Origin of the sequence: Actinoplanes sp. NPDC049316 (assembly GCF_040677315.1) — a bacterium.
Lineage (GTDB): Bacteria > Actinomycetota > Actinomycetes > Mycobacteriales > Micromonosporaceae > Actinoplanes.
This window is the reverse complement of the sequence record NZ_JBFAQM010000028.1, coordinates 1-14,911: the sequence shown is the minus strand read 5'-3', so window position 1 is coordinate 14,911 and position 14,911 is coordinate 1. Positions and strand designations below refer to the sequence as shown.

19 protein-coding genes and 2 pseudogenes are annotated in these 14,911 nt (G+C 69.9%); 6 read left to right on the top strand and 15 right to left on the bottom strand.

Features of this window, described 5'->3' with window-relative positions; genetic code table 11:
• Positions 1-89: 89 nt before the first annotated feature.
• The gene (locus tag AB0K03_RS31765; protein ID WP_364692774.1) at positions 90-1,052 is read left to right on the top strand and encodes an Acg family FMN-binding oxidoreductase; all 963 of its coding nucleotides are present in this window, start codon (positions 90-92) and stop codon (positions 1,050-1,052) included.
• A gap of 28 nt (positions 1,053-1,080) precedes the next feature.
• Here AB0K03_RS31765 and AB0K03_RS31760 read toward each other — a convergent pair whose 3' ends face one another.
• Positions 1,081-1,812 (bottom strand): DsbA family protein, encoded by a 732-nt coding sequence (locus tag AB0K03_RS31760; protein WP_364692472.1) that lies wholly within the window; start codon positions 1,810-1,812, stop codon positions 1,081-1,083.
• Between the two features lie 57 nt (positions 1,813-1,869).
• Between AB0K03_RS31760 and AB0K03_RS31755 the strand changes: the two genes are divergently transcribed.
• The gene (locus AB0K03_RS31755) at positions 1,870-2,550 is read left to right on the top strand and encodes a helix-turn-helix domain-containing protein (protein ID WP_364692469.1); all 681 of its coding nucleotides are present in this window, start codon (positions 1,870-1,872) and stop codon (positions 2,548-2,550) included.
• On the opposite strand, the gene AB0K03_RS31750 is transcribed toward AB0K03_RS31755, so the two are convergent.
• Together AB0K03_RS31750 and AB0K03_RS31745 are read right to left on the bottom strand one after the other, a co-directional pair.
• The gene (locus tag AB0K03_RS31750; RefSeq protein ID WP_364692466.1) at positions 2,541-3,368 is read right to left on the bottom strand and encodes a universal stress protein; all 828 of its coding nucleotides are present in this window, start codon (positions 3,366-3,368) and stop codon (positions 2,541-2,543) included. The genes AB0K03_RS31755 and AB0K03_RS31750 overlap by 10 nt on opposite strands.
• A gap of 252 nt (positions 3,369-3,620) precedes the next feature.
• Positions 3,621-4,277, bottom strand: coding sequence for a TetR/AcrR family transcriptional regulator (locus AB0K03_RS31745; protein WP_364692463.1), 657 nt, complete (start codon positions 4,275-4,277; stop codon positions 3,621-3,623).
• Between the two features lie 124 nt (positions 4,278-4,401).
• Between AB0K03_RS31745 and AB0K03_RS31740 the strand changes: the two genes are divergently transcribed.
• On the top strand, positions 4,402-6,546 hold the full coding sequence (locus AB0K03_RS31740) for an MMPL family transporter (RefSeq protein WP_364692461.1): 2,145 nt from the start codon (positions 4,402-4,404) through the stop codon (positions 6,544-6,546).
• Here AB0K03_RS31740 and AB0K03_RS31735 read toward each other — a convergent pair.
• Together AB0K03_RS31735 and AB0K03_RS31730 are read right to left on the bottom strand one after the other, a co-directional pair.
• Positions 6,543-7,088 carry a hypothetical protein gene (locus tag AB0K03_RS31735; protein WP_364692458.1) on the bottom strand — a complete coding sequence of 182 codons (546 nt, stop codon included), beginning with the start codon at positions 7,086-7,088 and terminating at the stop codon, positions 6,543-6,545. The two genes, AB0K03_RS31740 and AB0K03_RS31735, sit on opposite strands and share 4 nt — an antisense overlap.
• 154 nt (positions 7,089-7,242) lie before the next feature.
• Positions 7,243-7,737: a hypothetical protein gene (locus AB0K03_RS31730; RefSeq protein ID WP_364692455.1), complete on the bottom strand. Its 495-nt coding sequence runs from the start codon at positions 7,735-7,737 to the stop codon at positions 7,243-7,245.
• A 377-nt stretch (positions 7,738-8,114) separates the two neighbouring features.
• On the opposite strand from AB0K03_RS31730, the gene AB0K03_RS31725 reads away from it, so the two are divergent.
• Positions 8,115-8,255 (top strand): hypothetical protein, encoded by a 141-nt coding sequence (locus AB0K03_RS31725; RefSeq protein ID WP_364692452.1) that lies wholly within the window; start codon positions 8,115-8,117, stop codon positions 8,253-8,255.
• On the top strand, positions 8,255-8,506 hold the full coding sequence (locus AB0K03_RS31720) for a helix-turn-helix transcriptional regulator (RefSeq protein ID WP_364692449.1): 252 nt from the start codon (positions 8,255-8,257) through the stop codon (positions 8,504-8,506). The genes AB0K03_RS31725 and AB0K03_RS31720 overlap by 1 nt, the downstream gene beginning before the upstream one ends.
• 124 nt (positions 8,507-8,630) lie before the next feature.
• On the opposite strand, the gene AB0K03_RS31715 is transcribed toward AB0K03_RS31720, so the two are convergent.
• The 9 genes and pseudogenes from AB0K03_RS31715 to AB0K03_RS31675 all read right to left on the bottom strand — a co-directional run bounded on the left by AB0K03_RS31715 (position 8,631) and on the right by AB0K03_RS31675 (position 13,489).
• The gene (locus AB0K03_RS31715) at positions 8,631-8,951 is read right to left on the bottom strand and encodes a hypothetical protein (protein WP_364692446.1); all 321 of its coding nucleotides are present in this window, start codon (positions 8,949-8,951) and stop codon (positions 8,631-8,633) included.
• Between the two features lie 183 nt (positions 8,952-9,134).
• A complete protein-coding gene (locus tag AB0K03_RS31710) occupies positions 9,135-9,602 on the bottom strand; it encodes a hypothetical protein (RefSeq protein WP_364692444.1) in 468 nt (155 codons plus the stop codon).
• A gap of 52 nt (positions 9,603-9,654) precedes the next feature.
• Complete coding sequence (locus tag AB0K03_RS31705) at positions 9,655-10,068, bottom strand: hypothetical protein (RefSeq protein ID WP_364692441.1); 414 nt, start codon at positions 10,066-10,068, stop codon at positions 9,655-9,657.
• Entirely contained in the window at positions 10,068-10,955 is an 888-nt protein-coding gene (locus AB0K03_RS31700) for an RHS repeat-associated core domain-containing protein (RefSeq protein WP_364692438.1), read from the bottom strand. The genes AB0K03_RS31705 and AB0K03_RS31700 overlap by 1 nt, the downstream gene beginning before the upstream one ends.
• A gap of 76 nt (positions 10,956-11,031) precedes the next feature.
• Positions 11,032-11,198 (bottom strand): annotated as a pseudogene (locus AB0K03_RS31695) (histidine phosphatase family protein); the annotation flags it as partial.
• Between the two features lie 91 nt (positions 11,199-11,289).
• The gene (locus tag AB0K03_RS31690; RefSeq protein WP_364692436.1) at positions 11,290-11,745 is read right to left on the bottom strand and encodes a hypothetical protein; all 456 of its coding nucleotides are present in this window, start codon (positions 11,743-11,745) and stop codon (positions 11,290-11,292) included.
• Between the two features lie 100 nt (positions 11,746-11,845).
• Entirely contained in the window at positions 11,846-12,088 is a 243-nt protein-coding gene (locus AB0K03_RS31685) for a thioredoxin family protein (protein ID WP_364692434.1), read from the bottom strand.
• A gap of 10 nt (positions 12,089-12,098) precedes the next feature.
• Positions 12,099-13,064, bottom strand: coding sequence for a permease (locus AB0K03_RS31680; RefSeq protein WP_364692431.1), 966 nt, complete (start codon positions 13,062-13,064; stop codon positions 12,099-12,101).
• A gap of 92 nt (positions 13,065-13,156) precedes the next feature.
• Entirely contained in the window at positions 13,157-13,489 is a 333-nt protein-coding gene (locus AB0K03_RS31675; protein WP_364692428.1) for a metalloregulator ArsR/SmtB family transcription factor, read from the bottom strand.
• A 351-nt stretch (positions 13,490-13,840) separates the two neighbouring features.
• Here AB0K03_RS31675 and AB0K03_RS31670 point away from each other — a divergent pair, with 351 nt between their 5' ends.
• Entirely contained in the window at positions 13,841-14,560 is a 720-nt protein-coding gene (locus tag AB0K03_RS31670; RefSeq protein WP_364692425.1) for an ASCH domain-containing protein, read from the top strand.
• A 237-nt stretch (positions 14,561-14,797) separates the two neighbouring features.
• Here AB0K03_RS31670 and AB0K03_RS31665 read toward each other — a convergent pair.
• Positions 14,798-14,911 (bottom strand): annotated as a pseudogene (locus AB0K03_RS31665) (thioredoxin-disulfide reductase); the annotation flags it as partial.

The following is a 14,911-nucleotide window of genomic DNA, read 5'->3' as shown; positions in this document are numbered from 1 at the left end:
CGCCCGCGAACCGGCCGAACCCGGGCCTCCGGTCCTGCCGGGCGTCCCGTCCGCTGCCCTGCCGTCGCTTCGGAGGAATCGTGATCACCATGTCCGCGCCGCCGACGTCCCAGGTCCTGACCGAGTGCGTGCGCTCGGCGACGGCCGCGCCGTCACTGCACAACAGCCAGCCCTGGCGGTTCCGGTTCCGGGAGGCGGCGGTGGACGTGTACGCCGATTCGCAGCGTCGCTTGCACGTGCTGGACCCGGCCGGCCGCGAGCAGCTGATCAGCGTGGGCGCCGCCGTGTTCACCCTGCGCCTGGCGTTGCGGCAGGCCGGCTTCTGGTCCGACGTGACCCTGTTCCCGGAGCCGGACGAACCCGATCTGGTGGCCCGGGTGACGCCGACGACCCCGGCCCGGGCGACGTCCACCGTGGAGGCGCTCGCGTCCGCCATTCCGCACCGGCACACCAACCGGCATCCGTTCGCCCAGGCCGCCGTTCCCGCCGCTGTCGTCGAGGAGCTGCGCGGGGCGGCGTACAAGGAGGGTGCAGTGCTGGCCGCGACGGCTCCGACCGGCCGGGACGCGATCCTGCGCATGGGCCGTTTCGCGGACGGCTGGCTGCAGTCCCGGCCGGGCTATCACGACGAGCTCGCTCGGTGGACGCGCGACAGGGTCCGGCGACAGGACGGGATTCCGCAGTCGGCCGCCGGGCCGTGGGACGCGCTCGAGGTACTGCCGACCCGCGACTTCTCCGGTCTCTGGCCCGGCTTGCGACGCTGCGAGAAGTTCGAGCCGCATCCGACGATCCTCGTGCTCGCCACCGCGGGCGACCAGCGCAGCGACTGGGTACGCGCCGGGCAGGCGCTGCAGCGGGTACTGCTCACCGCGACCTGGAAGGGCTTGGCCACCACACCGATCAGCCAGCCGGTCGAGATGCCGGCCGTCCGGTGCCGGCTCATCGATCCGCAGGCGGCCCTGTGGGTGCAGATGGTGCTGCGCATCGGGTACGGCACCCCGGCCGGTCGCACGCCACGGCGACCGCTGAAGGATGTGCTGCTCTCTACGTGAGTCCGGGTGCGGCGGAGTGTTCGAACCCTTATGCGGCCAGCGCCGAGTCCGCCGCAATCGCTGCTCGCGGTAGCCCGGCGGTGGAGCCCAGCTCTGCGAGGAAGGCCAGCGCCTGCGTCCCGCTGCGTACGCCGCCCTGCTCGTCCACGACGACGGGCAGCGACGACCGGTTGCCGGCGGCGACGGCAAGCCAGTCCTCACGCCAGCGGCGTGCGCGTAACCACCCGGCCGTGGTGATCGGGGCACCGGCGAACGACGTGGTGGCGCCCAGCGCACGGGTGATGCCCAAGGGGGTGGGATCGCCGAACCGGGGCAGCGCCCGATCGGGCGAGCAGCGATACGACTCGATCGGGTGAGGCGGATAGCTGATGGCGCTGACCACGTCCCGGACGTCGTAGGCGCTGCTGAGGTGCTGACCGCGTTGCCAGATCGCCTCGAACAGGGCGCGCCGCAGCTCGTGCTCCAGCCCGTCCGTCACGGCTTCGGCGTACGCGGAGGTGGCTGCGAACGAGTTGCTCACCAGCGTGGGCGGCGCCTCCGGCGCCCGCTCGCCGGCGGTGGCGAGCAGCCGGACCTCGGCCAGCGCCCGCCGGCACGCCTTCGGCCCTCGGTCGGACGGGGTGCCGGTCATGGCCAGCGCGGGGTCGTGCTCGACCGCTCGCCACTCGACCTCGGCCCCTTGGCGCAGCAGCGCGTCGACGCGCTGGCTCGCGAGGTAGGAGAAAGGACAGTTGACATCCCCGTAGACCGTCACGCGCATCGGTACCCCCAAGGCAGTTCCTTATTTTTTACTATGCCCATCGTATATAATAGGCGGGTGTCCGACGACGTGACTTATGACGCACTTGCGGTTCCCAGTCGCCGCCAGTTGCTGGCAACGCTCAAGGCCGCCGACGGCGGCCTCGACGCCGCGGCCCTGGCAGCCGCCACCGGCCTGCACGCCAACACCGTGCGCTTCCACCTCGATCTCCTCGTCCGCGCGGGCATGGTCGAGCAACACAACGAGCGCGGCCGTGGCCGCGGACGACCCCGGCTGGTGTACACCGCGACCGGAGCCGGCGAAGACGGCGGCGGTTACCGGCTCCTGGCCGAGATGATCGTCAGCCATCTGGACCAGGCCGGCCCGGCGGTGGCCGAGGACGCCGGCCGGGCCTGGGCCCGGCGGTTCGCTCCGCCGGAGCAGCCTGCCGCCGCCGCCGAGCCGGCCGCCGCAACCGGGCAGGTCGTGACGGCGTTCACCACCATGGGTTTCGAACCCCGCGCCGCGGTGGACGACCGCCGCGCCCGGGTCGATCTGCACGCCTGCCCGTTCCGGGGCATCGCCCGGCGGCATCCGAACGTGGTGTGCACGATGCACCGGGGGCTGCTACGCGGCCTCATCGATCAACACGGCGCCGGCCACCTGGAGGCCGACCTCACGCCGTTCGTGGAACCGGACCTCTGCGTGGCCCACATCAGCACCACCGCCACCGGTGGCCCTGCGCCACTTCAGTCCTGATCGCCGGGAGCGGTTCTGCGACCAGCGTGTGTCCGGCGGCGCTCCCCCGGCTTCGGCGGCGCCGGGACCACCATGACCGGGCAGGACGCGCGGCGGACACACTGGAGGATGGTGGCTCCGGGCGCGCCGCCCCGCGAGATTCCGGAATCGTGGGCGCCGAGCACCAGAAGCGAGGCGTGCGAACTCCTGTGGATCAGTGCCTCGGCCGTCGACCCGACGACGACCTCGGGCACCGCGTGCACGCCCGTGCCGGCCGATTCGCGGATGAGCCACGCGCGGCTCTGCTCGACCAACCGGTTCTCGGCAGCCGTGAAAAGGTCCGCCCCCACGTTCGCCGGCGGCTGCACGTGCATCGCGACCAGGCCACTCGCTCGCAGGCGCGCCTCCTCAGCGGCAGCGGTGAGCGTGTGCCGCGCCGTTCCCGGCGCCCGGACGCCGGCGACAACCCATCCCCTGGTCGCGTACGGGAGCTGGTCCCGGACCGTCACGACCGGGCAGGGCGAGTGGGCGAGACAGGCCCGGGTGACCGATCCCAGGATCAGCGCACCCAGCGTGGACCGCGCCCGAGTGCCGACCACGAGGACGTCGCCGGGCCCGCAGACGTCCCCCAGACAGGCCGCGGTGTCGCCGATCCGATGCCGCAGCGGCACCGGGTAGCCGTCCGGGAGCCGCAGATCTGCGCCGTCCGACTCGTCGTGCCTCGTGACCACATAGGCCTGGAGCTCGGCCCGGCGTAGCCGGGCTTCGGCCGCCGCCCACCGCAGAGCCGCGATCGCGGCCGGGGAGCCGTCGAATCCGACGACGACACGGCTCGTCACGACATCACCAGCCTTCGGGACGGCGGCCCGCTCAGCCAGGTGGGCGCGTGCGGGCCGCGCGACGATCATGACCGGCCGGAGGGACCGGCGCTGTCTTCAGAGTGGCGACGGCCGGCGCCTGCGGCCAGAGGCGCTGGGCCCGACCCGCCGAGGCAAGCGGGTCGATTCACCCGTCCGGCGGCCGGCCGTGGGCACCGGGGTCGGGCATACATCGGCAGGAGCACCCGCCGGGTATCGGGATCGCCCGGCCGGCTACCGGCGCGACTCATGCGGGGCGCCGGTCACGCGGTGCTCGCGAGCCAGGCCAGGCCGGTTCATCGCACCGTCGAACGCCAGGTCCAGCAGGGTTTCCACGTGCGCCAGGGCATCCGGTACGCGGTTCTCGGCCCAGTCGCGCATGGCCGCCTCGAACGCGCGCGCGATGTGGGCGGTGAGGAAGGGGGCCGGGATGTCATCGCGTATCGCGCCGGCCGCGGCTCCCTCCTCGATCAGGCGCTCGACCGTGTCCAGGACGGCCGGGCGGGCACCGGCGCCCATCAGCGAGGCGTGGCGGATGGGCAGGGTGTAGACGAACCTGGCCAACTGCTCGTTGGTCAGCATCCGGGCGGCGGCAGAGGTCAGCAGTTCCCGGACGCGAGCGACCGTGTCGGCCGCTGCGCCGGGTGGTGGCGGCACCGGTTCCCGGCCCAGCAGCCGGGCGAACAACTCCGCGAGGATCTCCTCGCGTTCGGAGAAGTGCTTGTAGAACGTGGCGCGGGAGATGCCGGCCGCCTTGGCGATGTCACCGACCCGTACGCCGATGTAGCCCTTCTCGACGAACAGGCTCAGCGCCGTGTCGAGCAGCAGGTCCCGGGCGCGGTTGCGCTGCTCGGCATGGGTCCACCCGAAGCCCGGCGACCGTACGGCCATCGCTGCCCCACCCCTCGACGACACGTGCTCGACATCTGCCCAGACGGGAGTCTACCGCTCTTGCGGACAGCCTCGACATGCGTGTAGACACGTGTCTACACGCATGTCTCGCAGGAGGTTCGCAGTGCTCAGCGCCACGGCTCGGTTCTCCGTACGTCATCGCTGGCTCGTCGTCATCGGATGGCTGGTGACACTGGTCGCCGCCGCGACGGCCAGCCGGGTCACCGGTGGCACGTTCAGCAACGACCTGACCCTGTCCGGTACGGACTCACAGGCCGCCTACGACACGCTCCGCCGGGACTTCCCGGCGATGTCGGGCGACGGCATGCAGATCGTGCTGCACCGCGACGCCGGAGTGCAGGCGGCGGACGTCCGGCAGGCTGTCGAATCCGCGCTGGACGCCGTACGCACGGATCCGGCCGTGGCGGCTGTCCGCTCGCCGTACGGGCCGCAGCAGCCGCTGGTGTCCAGCGATGGGACGACCGCGATCGCCACCGTGCAGTTCGCCGCCCGGGCCAAGGACATACCGCCCGAGGCCGTCGAGCGGTCCGAGGCGGCGTTCGCGCCGGTTCGCGACCGCGGCGTACAGGTGGAGTTCGGCGGGCCCGCTGTGCAGACGGAATCCGGGCCGTCGGGCAGTGAGATCGTCGGCCTGGCCGCGGCCGTGCTGGTGCTCCTGGTCGCGTTCGGATCGCTGCTCGCGATGGTGGTACCCATCGTCACCGCGCTGGTCGCCCTCGGGCTCGGCCTCTCCGTGATCGAGTTGCTGACCCACTGGGTGACGATCGGCACCTCCGGTCCGGTCGTGGCCGCCATGCTCGGCCTCGGGGTGGGCATCGACTACGCGCTGCTCGTCGTCACCCGGCAACGCGAGGGCTTGGCCGCGGGTCAGGACCCGGCCGCCTCGATCCACCGGGCGATGGCCACCGCGGGCCGGTCGGTGCTGGTCGCGGGCACCACGGTGATCCTCGCGATTCTCAGCCTCGCTCTGATCGGCATCCCGTTCGTCTCGGCGCTCGCGCTGGCCAGCGCGGTCACCATCACGGCCACGCTCGCGGCGGCGCTGACGCTGCTTCCGGCGCTGCTCGCGATCTTCGGCCGCGGGCTGGACCGGTGGCGGGTCCGGCGCCTGCCGGCCGGCGCGAGCGGCCCGCACGGCGCGGCGGGACGCTGGTCCAGGTTCGTGCTGCGCCGGCGGCGGGCCGTCGTCGTGACGGCCACCGTCGTGCTGGTCGTGCTCGCCGCGCCGCTGACCGGGTTGCGACTGGGCACCGCCGACGGCGGCTCGCAGTCGCCGGAGACGACCCAGCGGCGGGCGTACGACCTGATCGCCGGCGAGTTCGGCCCCGGCTGGGCCGGGCCGCTCCTGGTGACCATCCAGTACCCGGACGGCACACCGGCCGGTCAGGTGACGGGCTCGGCCGCCGGAGTGCGCACGGCTGTCGCCGCCACCGCCGGCGTACAACAGGTGGCACCGCCGCAGATGGCCCCGCGGGGCGACACCGCTCTGCTCACCGTCGTACCGGCCGGCTCACCGGACGACGCCTCGACCGAGCGGCTGGTACACCGGCTGCGGACCGAAGTGTTGCCCGCCGCCGCGCCGGGTGCCCGGGTACACGTCGGCGGGGCGACCGCCACGAGCATCGACCTGGCCGACCGGCTCGGCGCCCGGATGTGGTGGTTCATGCTCCTCGTCGTCACGCTGGCCTTCGGGCTCCTGCTGATCGAGTTCCGGTCCCTGCTGGTGCCCCTCGTCGCCGTACTGATGAACCTGCTCGCCGTCGGCGCCGCCTACGGTCCCGTGGTAGCCGTCTTCCAGTGGGGCTGGTGGCCGGCCGCCCTCCTCGGCGCGCAAGCGGGACCGGTGGAATCCTTCGCACCGGTGATGCTGTTCGCCGTCCTCTTCGGACTGTCCACCGACTACGCGGTCTTCCTCTTCGGCCGGATACGCGAGGAGCACCTTCGGACGGCCGACGCGCGCCAAGCCGTGATCAACGGTTCGGCAGCCACATTCCGCGTCATCCTCGCCGCCGCGTCCGTCATGGTCGTGGTGTTCGCCGGCTTCGTCCTCAACGACCAGCGAGTGGTCAACCTCTTCGGCTTCGGCCTGGCCACCGCGATCGCCACGTACGTGATCGTGGCCATGCTGGCGCTGGCTCCCGCGACGTTGGGCCTGCTCGGCCGTGCCGCCTGGTGGCTGCCGGGTCGCACGCCCCACCCCCGGCAGGTCGCCTCCCCCATCCACGACGACGACCGTCAGTACACCTAAATCTCCTCAGCCGGCCAGCGCCACGTCCGCGGACCGCCCTGCACCGCCTCGACCAGGCAGGCTCGGGCACGATCGTCCGGCTCGCCCTCGGCCAGCATCCACAGCAGTCCCCGATCGGCGCCCGGCTCGCTGGAGATCCGGACCAGCGTCAGGGCCGCGAGCGACCGCGTCTCCGGATCCGGGTCGTCGAGCATGTCCCGCACCACACGGTCGAACCCGTGGAGGGCGTGCTCGACGGCCTGCTCCGCGGCGATGCCGAAGTCCCACTCCCCGCGATAGGTGCGGGCTTCCGCCCGCAGGTTGCGATACACATGGGCGTGGTCCAGCACGTAGATCAGCACGGCTAAGGCATCGGCACGCCAGGGCGTACCGTCCTCGATCAGCCGGCGCACCGCGGCGACCACCCGGTCCGCTGAACCGGGCGTGACCGCGACCGCATCGTCGACCGCGAGCCGGGCCACGTCGTAAGCGGCCGAGCGGGCTGCCGCGCGGCCGGCCGCTTCCCGCAACCGATCGACGAGCGGTTCGAGATCTCGCATCATCGCGGCAGGATTTCACAGCGGCGGAGGGTCCAGTATCCGGTCGCTCGCGAACGCTGCGGGCGGAACACCGTCGAGGTCCGCGTGCTGCTGCAAACCTGTTCGGACCATTGCCGGTGAGCCGGCACCGCACCAGTGGACCTGGGCCACGAGTTGGCTAGAGATGGTCGGCCAAGGCGACGATGAATGCTCTGACCTGGTCCGGGGAGCTGGCCTGGTTGGGGTGGACCGTGATGGTGACCACCAGATTGCTGACCCGCACATGGAAATCACGATCCTCGACGTATGCGTCGTCGCCGACACCAGCCAACGGGGTCACACCCGGCCGGGAACCGATGTCGCTCATCAACTGCTTCGCACCGGCGATGTCGCGTACGGGTTCTCGGAAACTCACGGTGATCTTCGGCTCGTCGGCGTACTGCGGGTGGTCTTCCGGCAGCCGGAGGTCACAGGTCCCCAGCTTGCCGGCCGGCCGCAGCTCGTAGGGCACACCCAGCTCGTCGACCACCGGCCGAATCTTGGGGCACGCACGTGGGACCGTGTCGTAGCGTCCCTCCTTCTGCGTCACCACGTACCAGACACCGAACCCGGCCGCGACCAGCAGGACGGGCGCGAGGACGAGCACAACGAAAGCACGCAGGCGCATGGCCACCGATCGTAGATGGAGCCGCGGTCGTGATCCGCGCTGAACAGGGATTGCGTGCTTGCTGAGCTCCGTGACCAACCCTCGGCTTCGGTCAACTTCGCGTCCGGAGGGACCAGAGCCGCATGGATCAGTTCGGCCACACCCCATCCGGCGCGGCCAAGAGGTTCTGGTACCACCCGCCGTAAGTCGAGTAGACCGACCGGTCCGGCAGCAGTCTCCTGATAGCCATCCTGGCCCGCCGGATCGTCATCTCGGCCCTGCGCGCAGATCCGTTCACCGTCTCCACCGCCGACCAGATCCGCCGGCTGGGCATCGTCATCCTTACCGGCGGTGGCCTCGCGGAGTTCATCCGCGCAGGGGCGTCGTATGCGCTGTACCGCAGCGTGTTCCCGTCCTTCTCCTATGTCGGCGACACGGTCGGTTTCAGCTACGAGTGGCTGCCGCTGGGCCTCGCCGTTCTGGCGTTCGCCGCTGTAGTGCGGCACAACTGCGCACTACGCGCCGAGCTCGACGAGGTCATCTGATGCCTCCCGAGGAGCAGCACCGCGTCGACATCCACATCGACCGGCTGCTAGCAGCCCGCGGCATGACCCTCACCGAGCTCGCCGGGCAGGTCGGCCTCACCCTGGCCAACCTGTCCATCCTCAAGAACGGGCGCGCCCGCGCCATCCGGTTCAGCACCCTGACCGCACTCTGCGACGCGCTCGACTGCCAACCCAGCGACCTGATCACCGTCCGACGCCCGCCGCCGGAGTCCACTACGAAAGACCAATGACGTCTGGGTGACGGGTGTGGTGTCGAAATCCCGAACACCAGCTTCACCGACCCGAGGGATGCGGTCACCAATCACGAACAAGTGGTGCCGTACGGCGGCATCTTGGTGGACAGCCCCGGCGGCACTACAGGCCTTCGTTCGACCACTGATGAGCCCGCACGTTCGTCAGCTCTTGACGCCACGTGGGCCACTGGCCGTCGCTCCAGGGGCGCCCTTCGAACCTGCTCGGCCGACGATCTTTGGCGTTAACCACCAAGACGGTCAGGTCCGGCTCCCCCCGCTGCTCGCACTGCTTGGCGAGGCGGTTGAGGACCGCCTCCTGCCCTTGGTTCGATCCCCCGAAGTATCGGGCCAGCTCCCCGTACGTTGGCAGCTGCGACTCTTCCCGGCGCAGAGCCCCCAGAAGGAACGCCCTTACCGCGAAGTCGTTGTGGATCTGCTCCATGCCCTCAGAGTGGCACTTGGACGTCAACGGCGCGGCGGAATGTACAACCTCTGGTGCGAGCTGACTGTGCGGCCAGCACAAAGGCACACGGCGCGGTAAAGGAATCCGCGTTCACCGACCGGTAGGTAGGTGATGTCACCGACGTAGCGCTCGTTGATCGCCTCGGCAGATGCGGCTCGATGGTCAGCGAGAACCGGCCACCGGGCCGGCCGACGCGGCACACCGGGTCATGTACCGCTCAGCTTCGGGACTGGCGGAATCCGTCGAGTAGGTGACCTGCCATCCGTCGTCGTATTCGAGACCGAGCCCGTGCCCCTCGTCCACCTTACGGTCGGCGATTCGACGCACGCGCAGCGAAACCCCGTCCGCAGTCTCCATCACGCGCAGCGTCCACGTCCCCGACAGGGAGGTCGGCCGCACCCCACCGAACTCGGTTTCCACCCGGTACCCGTCGACGTACCCGTCCTTTTCCAGAAGTGGACCCGTGAACGAGGCGGATGCATTCGTGATCGCGAACGTGTGATCCGCGTTCAGCACGACCACCTCCTCCGGCAGACCACACCACCGCCCGATCACGTCCGCTTCGGTCACCGGCCCCGGCGGAACTTCACTCTCCAGAGAACACCCACCCAGCACCGACATGACCGTCACGGCGGCCAGGAGGCGGAGCCGACCCCCCTGCTCGCGACCCCGCCGCCGTGCGCTAATCATTCGGCCTCGCCGGAGCGAACTCGATGATCTCCACCCAGTAGAAATGTTGCTCCACCGGCCGTTGGGAACCTGATTTCGCTTCGACCGGATTCCATTTCTTCTTGTCGATCCACGGTGGCCGCATGCCGGACTTCTTGTTCCAGGTGTTCTGCCCGTGGAAGGCCACCCCTGCACGACCCTTGTCCGGGTCGACGGCCATGACCGCATACCCGAGATCGTAGGATCCGATCGCCGACGCGGCTGCACTCTGCCGCTTTGCGGGATCCCCCTGCAGTCCCCTCCTCGCCATGTTGACCATGTCCAAGCCGGCTTGCATGGCGCCTTCCTTCCCGCTTGGCAGATCGTAGGCCAGGCTATTCCCCTCGTCTGCGGCTTGGTAGTCGCCCAGCGCGAGCATCAGCTTCATCAATGCCGCACTTCGTCCATGTGGTGGGTGCCGCGCACGCCCATGGTGAGCTCATCGACCTGGTACCAGTTCTGCACAGCTGGACCGACGCCCGTGTAGTACGCGCCGAGGGCCGTGGCGATGGACCAGTTGTTGGCCACGTGCGCCCGGGCGTCGATCTGGGCCTGAGACGAGTACAGATAGCGGTTCCAAATGGTGTCGCGCCCGGTCTCCGTCGTCTTCACGGTCGGCCAGTGCCGGTCCTTACGGGGACTCGGATAGCGCGGGGCCGTCCGCCACCGGCCCTTGCCGTCCATCTTCATCGTGATCCCCTCCCTCGCCATGATGTAGGAATCCTCGTGGGCGCTGGAGCCGATCAGCGGGCGCTGGCCGTCGGGATCCATCATGGTGACGGGCGTGTTCTGCGCGTCCGCGTAGGCGTTCATCTGCTGCGGGTCCGTGAAGTCGACCACGGGGTCGACGCAGAGGAATCGCCCGATGGCCGGGTCGTACTCCCGGGCACCGATGTGCACGAGGCCCGACGGGTCGAGGTCGCCGCCCACGAACCCCTTGGCGGTAGGCCATGCGACGGCCGAACCTCGGGTTTCACCGTACGGGGTCTGCCGCCGGATCGTCACCTTCTGGGTGGCAGAGTTGACCGCCACCTGCCCCGTGCCCTGGTGATCGCCGAAGATCCAGGTGAGCCCGTTCGTGCCGGGAACTCGGGAGGCGACCGTAGCCCCGGCGAACGCGTACGTGCGGGTGGCGGTCACCGCGCCGGTGTTCTCCCGCCGCAGCTCCATACCGGGCAGGAACAGCATCGTGCCTTCCGCGTCACGGCGCAGCAGGCGAGTGCCGTCGGCGTCGAAGAGCTGCGTCGTCCGGGAGGCACCCTCGACCACCGTCACCGGGCGGCCCTCCGGGTCCCAGGTGATGGTCTGGGCCGCGCCGGTCGGTCCGGTCCGGGTCTAGCAGGCCGTCACCGCTGGGCGGCAAGCCGATCCATCGGGCACCCGCGACCCGCAGGCTGTGCCCGTTCGCGATCAGCGCGACGTCTCGGCCCGCCAGGAGGTCGCGGGCCCGGGCGAGCACCCGGTCCAGCCGCTCCCCCACCTGCTCCGGCGTCTCGCCGCCCGGCAGCCGTCGGTCCAGCTGGACGATACCGACCTGGTCGCTGCTTGAGGTCAGGCTCCTCCCCCGTCGTGTTGATCCGCCGCGGCCTGCGGTCGCGGCGGATCGATCTCACCACGCTGGCAGAGGCACGTGGACGGGATCGTCACGCCCATCCCATGCAACCAGCAGCTCGTGCAGATCGGGAAGCTGGTCGATGCCGATGACGACGACCTGGAACGAACCGTGGGCAGGCACCTCGCCGCTTTCTAGCTCTGACCGTATGAGCGCTTCGTAGGCGGGAGGCACAACTACTCGAACGCCGGCAGCCGTGCTGGTGCCGACGTTGCGCAGCACGAAAGTCGCGCCTTTCCCTCTGCGGGCGGTGCTGCGCAGTTCAGCCTTCCAAGCGACGGCCGGTGGCGGCGGTGCCAACGCGGCCTCGGCGGCGGCCGCCTGACGTTCAGCCGCGTCCGCGCTCCGCTTCGCCTCACGCGCGCTGTCCTCGGAGGCGTCAGCGCTCCGGCTGGCGTTTCGGTTAGCCAGGATGGCAACAATCAGAGCGGCCAAGGCGATGAAGGCGACCACGACAGCACCCGTGGCCGCAGACCGTACCCTCCGGTCGACCAGCGTGAACGATGGCGGCCCGGGTAGGCCTCGTGCCGCCGCCGCAGTCGCGGATACGAGATCAGGCGGCTGGTGGAGCAAGAAGTCCGCGGAGCTGGCCCCTGCTGGGAACCCGCCCGGCGAGGACGACATGTTCGTCAACGACGAGAGCTGGGGTACTCATGACGCCGTAGCCGACGATGGAGGGGTAGTCGGTGACCGCGGTGACCTCGGCGGTGACGCCGAGATCGGTGAGGGCTTCGCGGGTACGGGCTTCAAGGGCGTGGCAGTTGGCGCAGCCGGGGCCGAGGATTTTGATCTGCATCTCGGTTCCTTCACAGGATGGCGTTGAACAGGTAGCCGGTGGCCAGGATTGCGGTGGCGACAACGCCGACGAACGCGGCAAGCAATTGGGGTTTGAGGACGCGACGCAGCAGGATGAGTTCGGGCAGGCTCAGCGCGACGACGCTCATCATGAAGGCCAGCAATGTGCCCATCGCCATCCCTTTGTCGTGCAGGGCTTGGATGAGCGGCAGGATGCCGGCGGCGTTGGAGTACAACGGCACGCCCAGCAGGACGGCGATCAACGGCGCGAACGGGTTGTGCGCTCCGGCGGCACGGGCGAAGAAGTCGGTAGGGGCCCAGCCGTGGATGGCTGCACCGAGGGCGATGCCGGCCAGCAAGTACGGCCACACCTTGCGCAGGATCTTGCCGGCCTCTTCGCGGCCCAGGGCGACGCGGTCCGGCCAGGACAGCCGCTGACCTGCGACGACCGGCGCGCCGTGCAGGGTGGTGGTGTAGACGAACGGTTCTACCCAGCGTTGCGGACAGACGCGTCCCAGGACGTATCCGCCAACGGTGGCGATGACCAGCCCGGAGCCGATGTAGAGGGTGGCGATCCTTAGGCCGAACATGCCGTAGAGCAGCACGACAGCGACCTCGTTGATCAGCGGGCTGGCAATCAGGAACGACAGGGTCACCCCGAGTGGTACACCGGCGGCGACGAAGCCGATGAACGCTGGCACCGCCGAGCAGGAGCAGAACGGGGTCGCCACGCCCAGCCCGGCGGCAGCCACGTTCGCCACGCCTTCACGGCGGCCACCCAGCAGCGCCCGGGTGCGTTCCAGGCTCAGGAAAGAGCGGGCGATGGTGGCCACGAAGATGATCCCGACCAGCAGCAGGGTGATCTTGACGGTGTCCGCGAGGAAGAAGTGCACACCGCTGCCGAGCCGGGAATCAGGCTCGAGGCCCGCGACCCGGTACACCACAAGATCCCACAGCGGTACGTTGCCGAGGTACATCACGAGCCAGGCGAGGGCCGCCGCGGCCAGGGTCAGTGGTAGTCGTCGTGCGGCCCCGCCGGGCCGGGTGGCGGCGGGGACGCCGCGGGTGCTCATCGGGCACCGGCCGCGGTGACGACGGGGCGAGCCGGTGTGGGTGGCTCGGTGATCGCGACGGGCAAGGCTCGGCGCAGACGCTGCGCGGCGCCGTCGGCGAGGGTGTAGTCGATCCAGCGGCCACGCCGGTTGGCGCGCACGAGGCCGGCTTCGCGGAGGACCTTCAAGTGGTAGGACAGCAGGTTCGACGCGACGCCCGCTACGGGTTGCAGGTCGCAGACGCAGCGTGTGCCGCCGTCGCGCAGCGCTGCCAACAGCCGCCACCGTACCGGGTCGGCTGCTGCCGCCAGCAGTTCCCACGCTTCAACCGGGCTTGCTTCAACGCGCATTGAACTGTTCACGCGTCAACCGTCGGCTTGATGCGCTGTCCACAGGCAGGGCCGGATGCACCTCGTTCAGGGACGGACGTCCCGCGAGCGCACGGGCCAGTCCGCGGTAGCGGTCACTGAGGTGGCGAGGAGGGCTGCTGCCGGTGCCGGGTGTCGGCGTACGGGTTCAAGTGCAGAGCCGCGTACGCCACCGAGTACACAGCAGTCATCGACATCCGTGAGCGCATTCACGGGCTCGCGGCCGAGCTTGCTCAGGAACTTCTGACTACATTCAGTCATGTTGGTCGATCCGGTGGCGACCCGATCTGCCGATGCGCGGCACTTCGGTGCGCTCGCCCGTAGGCTCCCTTCGTGACCACACCGTCATCCGACCTCCCCGCCGCCGAGATCGCCCTGGTGGAGGCCGCGCGTTCTGCCTTGCGGGACAGCGGTGACGGTGACATCCACACCGTCGCGGCCGCCATCCTGGACGAGAACGGCCGTATACACGTCGGCTTGAACCTGTATCACTTCACGGGCGGACCCTGCGCCGAGCTGGTGGCTCTCGCGGTGGCCCGCGCCGGCGGCGCCCGAGAGCCCCGCTTGATCGTCGCTGTCGGCGATGACGGCCGAGGAATTCTGGCGCCGTGCGGACGCGACCGGCAGGTGCTGGCCGACTACTACCCAGACATCCATGTCATCGTCCCCACCAGCGAGGGCACCCAGGTCGTGCCGATCTCCGACCTGCTGCCGCACACCTACCAGTGGGCGAACCAGAAAGTACAGCGCCTCCGATTCCGCGCCACGCACCTTCCCGCCGTCCGCGACGGGAGCAAACGGGTGACGATGCGATTCGGGGATCCCGTACAGGTCGGACCGGCCCTGCTGGTCTTCGACTCCGACAACGAGGTGTGCCTGCGTGGGCGGATCACCTCCACCGTGGCAAAACGCGTCGACAGCATCAACGACGACGAGGCTCGAGAAGACGGCTTCACCAGCGCCGCCGACGTCCTGCCAGGCTTGCGTGACTACTACCCGGCCCTGCAAGCGAGTGACGAGATTATGATCGTTCGCTTCGAAATGAACGGGTGACCTTATCCAGGAGCAACGTCTTCATCTGGCCGCGATCCGGGCGGCAGCCCACGTCCACCGATTACTGCTCGTGAGAAGTGGACGTGCGTCGCCGGAGCGGCCGGTGCCGCAACGTCCCCCAGCGCCCCCCGGCCTCTGCACATTCGGCGTACCTGACTCTGCATCAGAACCCGTACGCTGACACCGGGTCACGAGCCGTCGGCTGGACCGCCCGATGGAGAGTGAACGGACGGCGCGTCATCCGAGATCCAAGAACGATGCGATGAAGCGCTCGGCGTCCAGCGCTGCCGCGCAACCGGTGCCGGCGGCGGTGATGGCCTGACGGTAGGTGTGGTCGACGAGGTCACCGGC

What these genes read in the sequence shown, in the direction of transcription:
- AB0K03_RS31765 (WP_364692774.1), top strand. Translation starts at nt 90, where the DNA reads ATGTCCGCGCCGCCGACGTCCCAGGTCCTGACCGAGTGCGTGCGCTCG.
- AB0K03_RS31685 (WP_364692434.1), bottom strand. Translation starts at nt 12,088, where the DNA reads ATGCAGATCAAAATCCTCGGCCCCGGCTGCGCCAACTGCCACGCCCTT.
- AB0K03_RS31680 (WP_364692431.1), bottom strand. Translation starts at nt 13,064, where the DNA reads ATGTACCTCGGCAACGTACCGCTGTGGGATCTTGTGGTGTACCGGGTC.
- AB0K03_RS31675 (WP_364692428.1), bottom strand. Translation starts at nt 13,489, where the DNA reads ATGCGCGTTGAAGCAAGCCCGGTTGAAGCGTGGGAACTGCTGGCGGCA.
- AB0K03_RS31745 (WP_364692463.1), bottom strand. Translation starts at nt 4,277, where the DNA reads ATGGCCGTACGGTCGCCGGGCTTCGGGTGGACCCATGCCGAGCAGCGC.
- AB0K03_RS31705 (WP_364692441.1), bottom strand. Translation starts at nt 10,068, where the DNA reads ATGAAGCTGATGCTCGCGCTGGGCGACTACCAAGCCGCAGACGAGGGG.
- AB0K03_RS31760 (WP_364692472.1), bottom strand. Translation starts at nt 1,812, where the DNA reads ATGCGCGTGACGGTCTACGGGGATGTCAACTGTCCTTTCTCCTACCTC.
- AB0K03_RS31720 (WP_364692449.1), top strand. Translation starts at nt 8,255, where the DNA reads ATGCCTCCCGAGGAGCAGCACCGCGTCGACATCCACATCGACCGGCTG.
- AB0K03_RS31715 (WP_364692446.1), bottom strand. Translation starts at nt 8,951, where the DNA reads ATGGAGCAGATCCACAACGACTTCGCGGTAAGGGCGTTCCTTCTGGGG.
- AB0K03_RS31735 (WP_364692458.1), bottom strand. Translation starts at nt 7,088, where the DNA reads ATGATGCGAGATCTCGAACCGCTCGTCGATCGGTTGCGGGAAGCGGCC.